We start from the raw sequence: 6197 nt of genomic DNA, 5'->3' as shown, positions 1-6197 counted from the left end.
CCCCCGGCAGCCCCTCGAATGAAGCCGTGATGGTGCCGTCCGGATTGGTCTCCAGATCGACCGGGTAAGCGTAAAGCATCCTCATACCGCCATATGCGAGTTCTCTGCTAGAACCATCGGATGATCGGGAAGGATATGGCATCCGCGCTATTTTGCCGCCACATCCAGTGCCCGACGCGCCGCATCTGGTTCGCGCCCGAGAATACGCAGCAGCGCCTGCACGGCCGGATCCAGCCCTACACGCCCCTGTTCCCAGTTGCGCCATGTCGCCACAGGTATGCCGGTCATATCCGCAATCTGTTTCTGGGTCATGTGCAGGGTTTTCCGCACTGTTGCAGGTGTGGGGTATGGGGCGGACAGATGGCTTGTGTCATCCGTGCCATCCTCACGGGCCTGACGGTCGATATCATCATCTGTGGTGGCATTTACCTTGTCCCGGTCGATGGTTCCACCGTGCCGGGCGATCTGGCTTAATGTCATTCTTGCCATTTCTTCCACTCCTTATCGTGCATGCGGCGCGCGGAGATGATCCATGTAACATCACCGCGCCGTGTGTAGACGACCATGTAACGGCACCCTTCGATCATCCCGACTGCCTGAATCCGTGTCTCACCGTAATCCTTGCGGGTGTCTTCGCGTTCGATCACTTCTCCAAGAAAAATGCGGGCGGCGTAAATGAAATCGAAACCACGGGCGGAGAGGCACGCTGCGCTTTTTTCATCGTGCCAGTCAAAGGCGTGGTGTGTTGTCGTCATAGGTATTTTATACGCTAGAAGCGTATAAGGCGCAAGGGAAATAATACGCTAACAGCGTATTTAGTGATCAGAACAATCAATCGTATTGCGTAACCACGAGGCGGCTCTCCGGAGCCGCCTTTTTTTATTGGAACCAGCATGACAAATCGCAAATTTGCGCAAATTCGCAAGTTAGGCTGTCGGCCCGCGCAAACGCGTGCAGGACAGCCACATCTTTCCGCCATGCGCGGGTTCATGGCCCGGCAGGCCCCGGCAAGGCTGGACCGCAGCCATATCGACCCGCACCCGGCCATGCTGGGCAATGACCAGATCGGGGACTGCACCAGTGCTGGTATCGGCAACCACCTGCACGCCGCGGCGGCGCTGGCCGGTTCCGATGTGGCGGGGATCACCACGGATGCGGCGGTGCGGTTCTACAGCCTCTCCACCGGCTACGTGCCGGGCAAACCGGCCACGGATAATGGCGGGATTGAGGTGGACGTGCTGGGATACGCACAGCGTGAGGGCTATGCTCTGGCCACACAGACGCTGTTCCCCCTATGGGGCAGCGCCGACCCGGCCGACCTGAACGGGGTGCGCAACATCACGGCCGGCTTGTCCGCTGCCTATCTGGGCGTGCAACTGGCAGATGCGGATATGTGGCAGGACCAGGACGGCAACCTGCCGCCGGTATGGGATACGGACAGCCCCGCAGGCCACGGCGACCCTACCCCGGGCAGCGCGGGCGGCCACTGCCTGCTGCTGTGGGATTACACCGGCACGGCGGATACCGACCTCGTGACGCTGCTGACATGGGGCGCGAAGCAGAAAGCTACATGGCGCTGGGTGCGCTCGCGCATCATGGAGGCGCACGGGCTGGCATGGCGGCAGCTCCTGCCCGCCGGGATGCTGTCGCCCTCGGGGCAGGACTGGGAGGCGCTGGTGGCCGCGAATGATGCCTATCTGGATGGCGCGGCATGAGCGGCCCGTATGGGGCCGACCGGGTGGTGTTCGTCCTCGCCAGCCTGTTCGGCATGGCCGGGTGCGCGCTCCAGCCCGGACCGGTGCACACCACCATCCCGCAGGCCATGGCCTCCATCCAGAGCAGCCTCGCGCAGGCCGGGGTGGTTTCGGTCTCGCATGCCGGTGACTGGACGGCCGCGCAGCAGGCCCGGTTTGCGCAGGCGGTGCGCGCGGCCCAGTGCACGCAGCACACGCCCGACCCCGTGGTCGGCACGATTGCGGGGGACGTGACGCTGCAACTGTCCGGCGGCTTCACGCAGGGCGGGCAGTTCAGCGTGGGGACGATCACTACCGCGCCCACCTTCGGGATCGAGGGCGACGCCAGCCGCACGCGCGGGCAGACGGTCAGCCTGCCGGTGGCCTACGCCCCGCTGTCATCCCTGCCGGATGTCGAGATGGCGCGTCAGCTTGGCTATGAGGCATCCGTTTTCGCGCAGAACGATGATGCCCGGCATGCTGAAGCCGCGCGGCTGATTGCTGACCGTGAGGAATTGCGGGGGAGGGTGCAGACGATGGTCGATACCTGGTCAGTCAGAGAGTGTGTCAGGCCTGCGCCTGACGTACCGTTCGTGGGCGCGCGGCGATGATCTGGCGCTGGCTGCACCGGCTGCTCACCGACTCATCGGCTATCTGATGGCTTCTTGAGTTCAACCAACGAGGACTCCGACTGCAATCCGCCGAACGATTGGTAGTAGGGGTAGGATTTGAACCTGCGACCTTCTGGTTATGAGCCAGATGAGCTACCGGACTGCTCCACCATACGCCAATGTGCCGCGACGGACTGCGAGCCATTCACCACAAACGGAGATAGGGACCGTAGCGGCGTGGGCATTATGGAAAGGAAGGTGCATGGGTACAAGGCAAAAATCGCCCAACCTGACAGGTTGAACGATATCGAACATACACGGACATAAAAAAGTGATTTGGGGCTAGGTTTGGGGCCAAAAGGCCATAAATCCAAAAAGTAATATATTTAACAACTACTTACTGGATTTGATTGGCGGAGGGGAAGGGATTCGAACCCTCGATACGACTTGACATCGTATAACGGTTTAGCAAACCGCCGCCTTCAGCCACTCGGCCACCCCTCCGCCGAAGAGCGCGCATTATAAGTAACACGGCGTTTGCAGGGCTGCTTTTAGCCTGTAGGCGCAGCCCTGCAAAGCCCTAAAATGCGTGGAAGCCCCTTTTTTACAAAACTTTTTTCAGGGCTTCATTCACAATGGCCGGATTGGCCTTGCCCGCCATGGCCTTCATGACCTGACCGACAAAGAAGCCAAACAGCCGGTCCTTGCCACCGCGATATTCTTCCACCTTGTCCGCATTGCGGGCCAGCACATCGGCCACGGCGGCATCAATCGCGCCGGTGTCGGTTACCTGCTTCAGGCCCTTGCGCTCCACGATATCGGCAGCACTGTCACCTGTTTCCAGCATGTCCTCGAACACTTCCTTGGCGATCTTGCCATTGATCGTGCCATCGGACACCAGATCCAGCATGCCACCCAGCGCCTGTGCCGAGATGGGACTGTCCTGAATCGTGCGCCCCGTGCGGTTCAGCGCCGCGAACAGGTCACCCGTAACCCAGTTGGCGGCAAGGCGGGCATCGCGGCCCCGCGCCACCGTCTCGTAGTAATCGGCAATCGCCTGCTCGGCCACCAGCACGCCCGCGTCATAGCGGGGGATGCCGTACTCCTTCTGGAAGCGCGCGCGCTTGTCATCGGGCAGTTCGGGCAGGGCCTTTTCCAGCTCGTCCACCCAGTCCTGCTCTACCACCAGCGGCAGCAGGTCGGGATCGGGGAAGTAGCGGTAATCGTGCGCGTCTTCCTTGCTGCGCAGCGAGCGGGTTTCATTGCGGGCGGGGTCGAACAGGCGCGTTTCCTGATCCACCGTGCCGCCATCTTCCCATACCTCGACCTGGCGGGCGGCCTCGGTCTCGATCGCGTGCATGACGTAGCGGATGGAGTTGACGTTCTTGATCTCGCAGCGCGTGCGGAAGGCTTCACCCGCCTTGCGCACCGACACGTTCACGTCGGCACGCATCGAGCCTTCTTCCATGTTACCATCGCAGGTGCCCAGATAACGCAGGATCTGGCGCAACTTGCGCAGGTACGCACCGGCTTCCTCCGGTGTGCGGATGTCGGGTTCGCTGACGATTTCCATCAGCGCCACACCGGCGCGGTTCAGGTCGATCAGTGAGCGCGTCGGGTCCTGGTCATGGATCGACTTGCCCGCATCCTGTTCCAGATGCAGGCGGGTAATGCCGATATGACGTACCGTGCCATCGGACAGTTCGATCTCGACCGTGCCTTCACCCACAATGGGGTGGGTGAACTGGCTGATCTGGTAGCCCGTGGGCAGGTCCGCATAGAAATAGTTCTTGCGGTCAAACCGGCTTTCCAGATTGATGCGCGCGCGCAGACCCAGCCCGGTACGGATGGCCTGCGCCACACATTCGCGGTTCAGGACCGGCAGCATGCCCGGAAAACCCGCATCCACCAGGCTGACATGGGTGTTCGGCTCACCGCCATAGGATGCGGATGCGCCCGAGAACAGCTTGGAGTGGCTTATGACCTGCGCATGGACCTCCAGCCCGACCACGATTTCCCACGTGCCGGTGCGGCCTTCGATCGTATAGCTCATTTCGCCACCTCCGCACGGATGGCAGGCCGGTGGGTGAAGGCCGCCGCCTTTTCCAGCGCGCTACCAGCCGCCAGCAGGGTTTCCTCATCAAACGGGCGGCCGATCAACTGCAGCCCCAGCGGCAGGCCGGTGTCGCCCAGCCCCACGGGCACGGACATGGCGGGCATACCCGCCATGGAGGCAGGCACCGTGAAAATGTCGTTCAGATACATCTGGACCGGATCGTCCATCTTTTCCCCTTGCCCGAACGCCGGTGTTGGCGCGGTGGGCGTCAGCAATACGTCAACCTGCTGGAAGCTCTCGGTAAAATCGCGGCGGATCAGCGTGCGGACCTTCTGCGCCTTCAGGTAATAGGCATCGTAATACCCGGCGGAAAGCACATAGGTGCCCATCATGATGCGGCGACGCACCTCCGCACCAAAACCCGCGCGGCGGGAGGCTTCGTACATTCCGTCCAGCGTGGGGGCGGGAACACGCTCGCCAAAGCGCAGGCCGTCATAGCGCGCGAGGTTAGACGAACATTCCGCCGGCGCCACGATATAGTAGGTGGCCAGACCATAACGGGTATGGGGCAGGGAGACATCCACGATCTCGCACCCAGCTTCCTTCAGCCATGCGATGCCCTGCTGCCACGCCGCCTCGATCTCGGTCGAGAGGCCCTCGGCACGGTATTCACGCGGGATACCGACCTTCAGCCCCTTGAGGCTGCGACCCACAGCGGCGGAGTAATCCGGCACGTCACGATCCACGCTGGTGCTGTCACGCGGGTCGAACCCTGCCATGGATTGGAGCATGATGGCGCAGTCACCCACGGTGCGCGCCATCGGTCCCGCCTGATCCAGCGAGGAGGCATAGGCGATTGTGCCATAACGGCTGCACCGACCATAGGTGGGCTTGAGGCCGACAATACCGCAATAGGCCGCAGGCTGGCGGATCGAGCCGCCAGTATCCGTACCCGTCGCCCCCATGGCCAGCCCGGCGGAGACCGCCGCAGCCGACCCGCCCGAGGAACCGCCGGGCACCAGGACGGTCTGTTCGTCGCCCTTGCGCTTCCACGGGTTTTCAACCGGCCCGAAGGCGGACGTGATGTTGGCCGACCCCATGGCGAATTCATCAAGGTTGGTCTTGCCCACGAACACCGCGCCATCGCGCAGCAGGTTGGCCGTGACCGTGCTTTCATAAGGCGGGACAAAGTTTTTGAGGATATTGCTGGCCGCCGTGGTCCGCACGCCATTGGTGCAGAACAGGTCCTTGATACCCAGCGGGATGCCGGTCAGCGCGCGGGCCTCATCACGGGCAAGAGCGGCATCCGCACGGCCCGCCGCTTCCAGCGCCGCATCGGCCGTGGTGGTGATGTAGGCGTTCAGGCGCGGGTTGAGGGCGGCAATCGCGTCCGTATGCGCGCGCACCAGCTCGACCGCGCTGTATTCGCGCCTGCGCAGGCCGGCGGCGGCGTCGGCTATCGTAAGTTCGGTCAGGTTCATTATTCAACAACCTTGGGCACGGTATAGAAGGGGCCAACGACATCGGGCGCGTTGGACAGGACGGCCTCGCGGCAGTCGCCATCCGTCACCACATCGTCACGTATGCGCAGTGCGGCGTGGCCGGTGCCGACCATGGGGGCGACCCCATCGACATTGACCTCGTTCAGCTGCTCGACCCAGCCCAGGATCCCGTTAAGCTCCCCTTGCAGGGACTGAAGATCAGACTCGTCAATACCAATCCGTGCCAGTCTGGCAATGCGGCGGACGGTCGCGGGATCAAGCGACATGAAGCAATAACTTTCCATCGTAACAGGGG

7 protein-coding genes and 2 tRNA genes are annotated in these 6197 nt (G+C 62.4%); 2 read left to right on the top strand and 7 right to left on the bottom strand.

The features are described from left to right. Positions 1 to 147: 147 nt before the first annotated feature. Together DY926_RS15435 and DY926_RS15430 are read right to left on the bottom strand one after the other, a co-directional pair. The gene (locus tag DY926_RS15435; RefSeq protein ID WP_186336199.1) at positions 148 to 489 is read right to left on the bottom strand and encodes a helix-turn-helix domain-containing protein; all 342 of its coding nucleotides are present in this window, start codon (positions 487 to 489) and stop codon (positions 148 to 150) included. Beyond that, positions 477 to 755 (bottom strand): BrnT family toxin, encoded by a 279-nt coding sequence (locus DY926_RS15430; protein ID WP_116704175.1) that lies wholly within the window; start codon positions 753 to 755, stop codon positions 477 to 479. The genes DY926_RS15435 and DY926_RS15430 overlap by 13 nt, the downstream gene beginning before the upstream one ends. A 222-nt stretch (positions 756 to 977) precedes the next feature. On the opposite strand from DY926_RS15430, the gene DY926_RS15425 reads away from it, so the two are divergent. After that, on the top strand, positions 978 to 1715 hold the full coding sequence (locus tag DY926_RS15425; protein ID WP_241503262.1) for a hypothetical protein: 738 nt from the start codon (positions 978 to 980) through the stop codon (positions 1713 to 1715). Next, positions 1712 to 2344, top strand: coding sequence for a hypothetical protein (locus tag DY926_RS15420; protein WP_116704173.1), 633 nt, complete (start codon positions 1712 to 1714; stop codon positions 2342 to 2344). The genes DY926_RS15425 and DY926_RS15420 overlap by 4 nt, the downstream gene beginning before the upstream one ends. A gap of 99 nt (positions 2345 to 2443) precedes the next feature. Here DY926_RS15420 and DY926_RS15415 read toward each other — a convergent pair. The 5 genes from DY926_RS15415 to gatC all read right to left on the bottom strand — a co-directional run bounded on the left by DY926_RS15415 (position 2444) and on the right by gatC (position 6168). Further along, positions 2444 to 2520, bottom strand: a tRNA-Met gene (locus DY926_RS15415). A 235-nt stretch (positions 2521 to 2755) separates the two neighbouring features. Beyond that, positions 2756 to 2848, bottom strand: a tRNA-Ser gene (locus tag DY926_RS15410). Positions 2849 to 2948: 100 nt separating this feature from the next. Continuing rightward, complete coding sequence (gene gatB / locus DY926_RS15405; RefSeq protein WP_116704172.1) at positions 2949 to 4397, bottom strand: Asp-tRNA(Asn)/Glu-tRNA(Gln) amidotransferase subunit GatB; 1449 nt, start codon at positions 4395 to 4397, stop codon at positions 2949 to 2951. After that, entirely contained in the window at positions 4394 to 5881 is a 1488-nt protein-coding gene (gene gatA, locus DY926_RS15400; protein ID WP_116704171.1) for an Asp-tRNA(Asn)/Glu-tRNA(Gln) amidotransferase subunit GatA, read from the bottom strand. The genes gatB and gatA overlap by 4 nt, the downstream gene beginning before the upstream one ends. Beyond that, a complete protein-coding gene (gatC, locus tag DY926_RS15395; protein ID WP_116704179.1) occupies positions 5881 to 6168 on the bottom strand; it encodes an Asp-tRNA(Asn)/Glu-tRNA(Gln) amidotransferase subunit GatC in 288 nt (95 codons plus the stop codon). Before gatC ends, gatA begins: the two co-directional genes overlap by 1 nt. Positions 6169 to 6197 lie beyond the last annotated feature (29 nt).

The sequence above is a fragment of the Komagataeibacter melaceti genome (genome assembly GCF_003403295.1).
GTDB lineage: Bacteria > Pseudomonadota > Alphaproteobacteria > Acetobacterales > Acetobacteraceae > Komagataeibacter > Komagataeibacter melaceti.
This window is presented reverse-complemented; position numbering and strand designations above follow the sequence as displayed.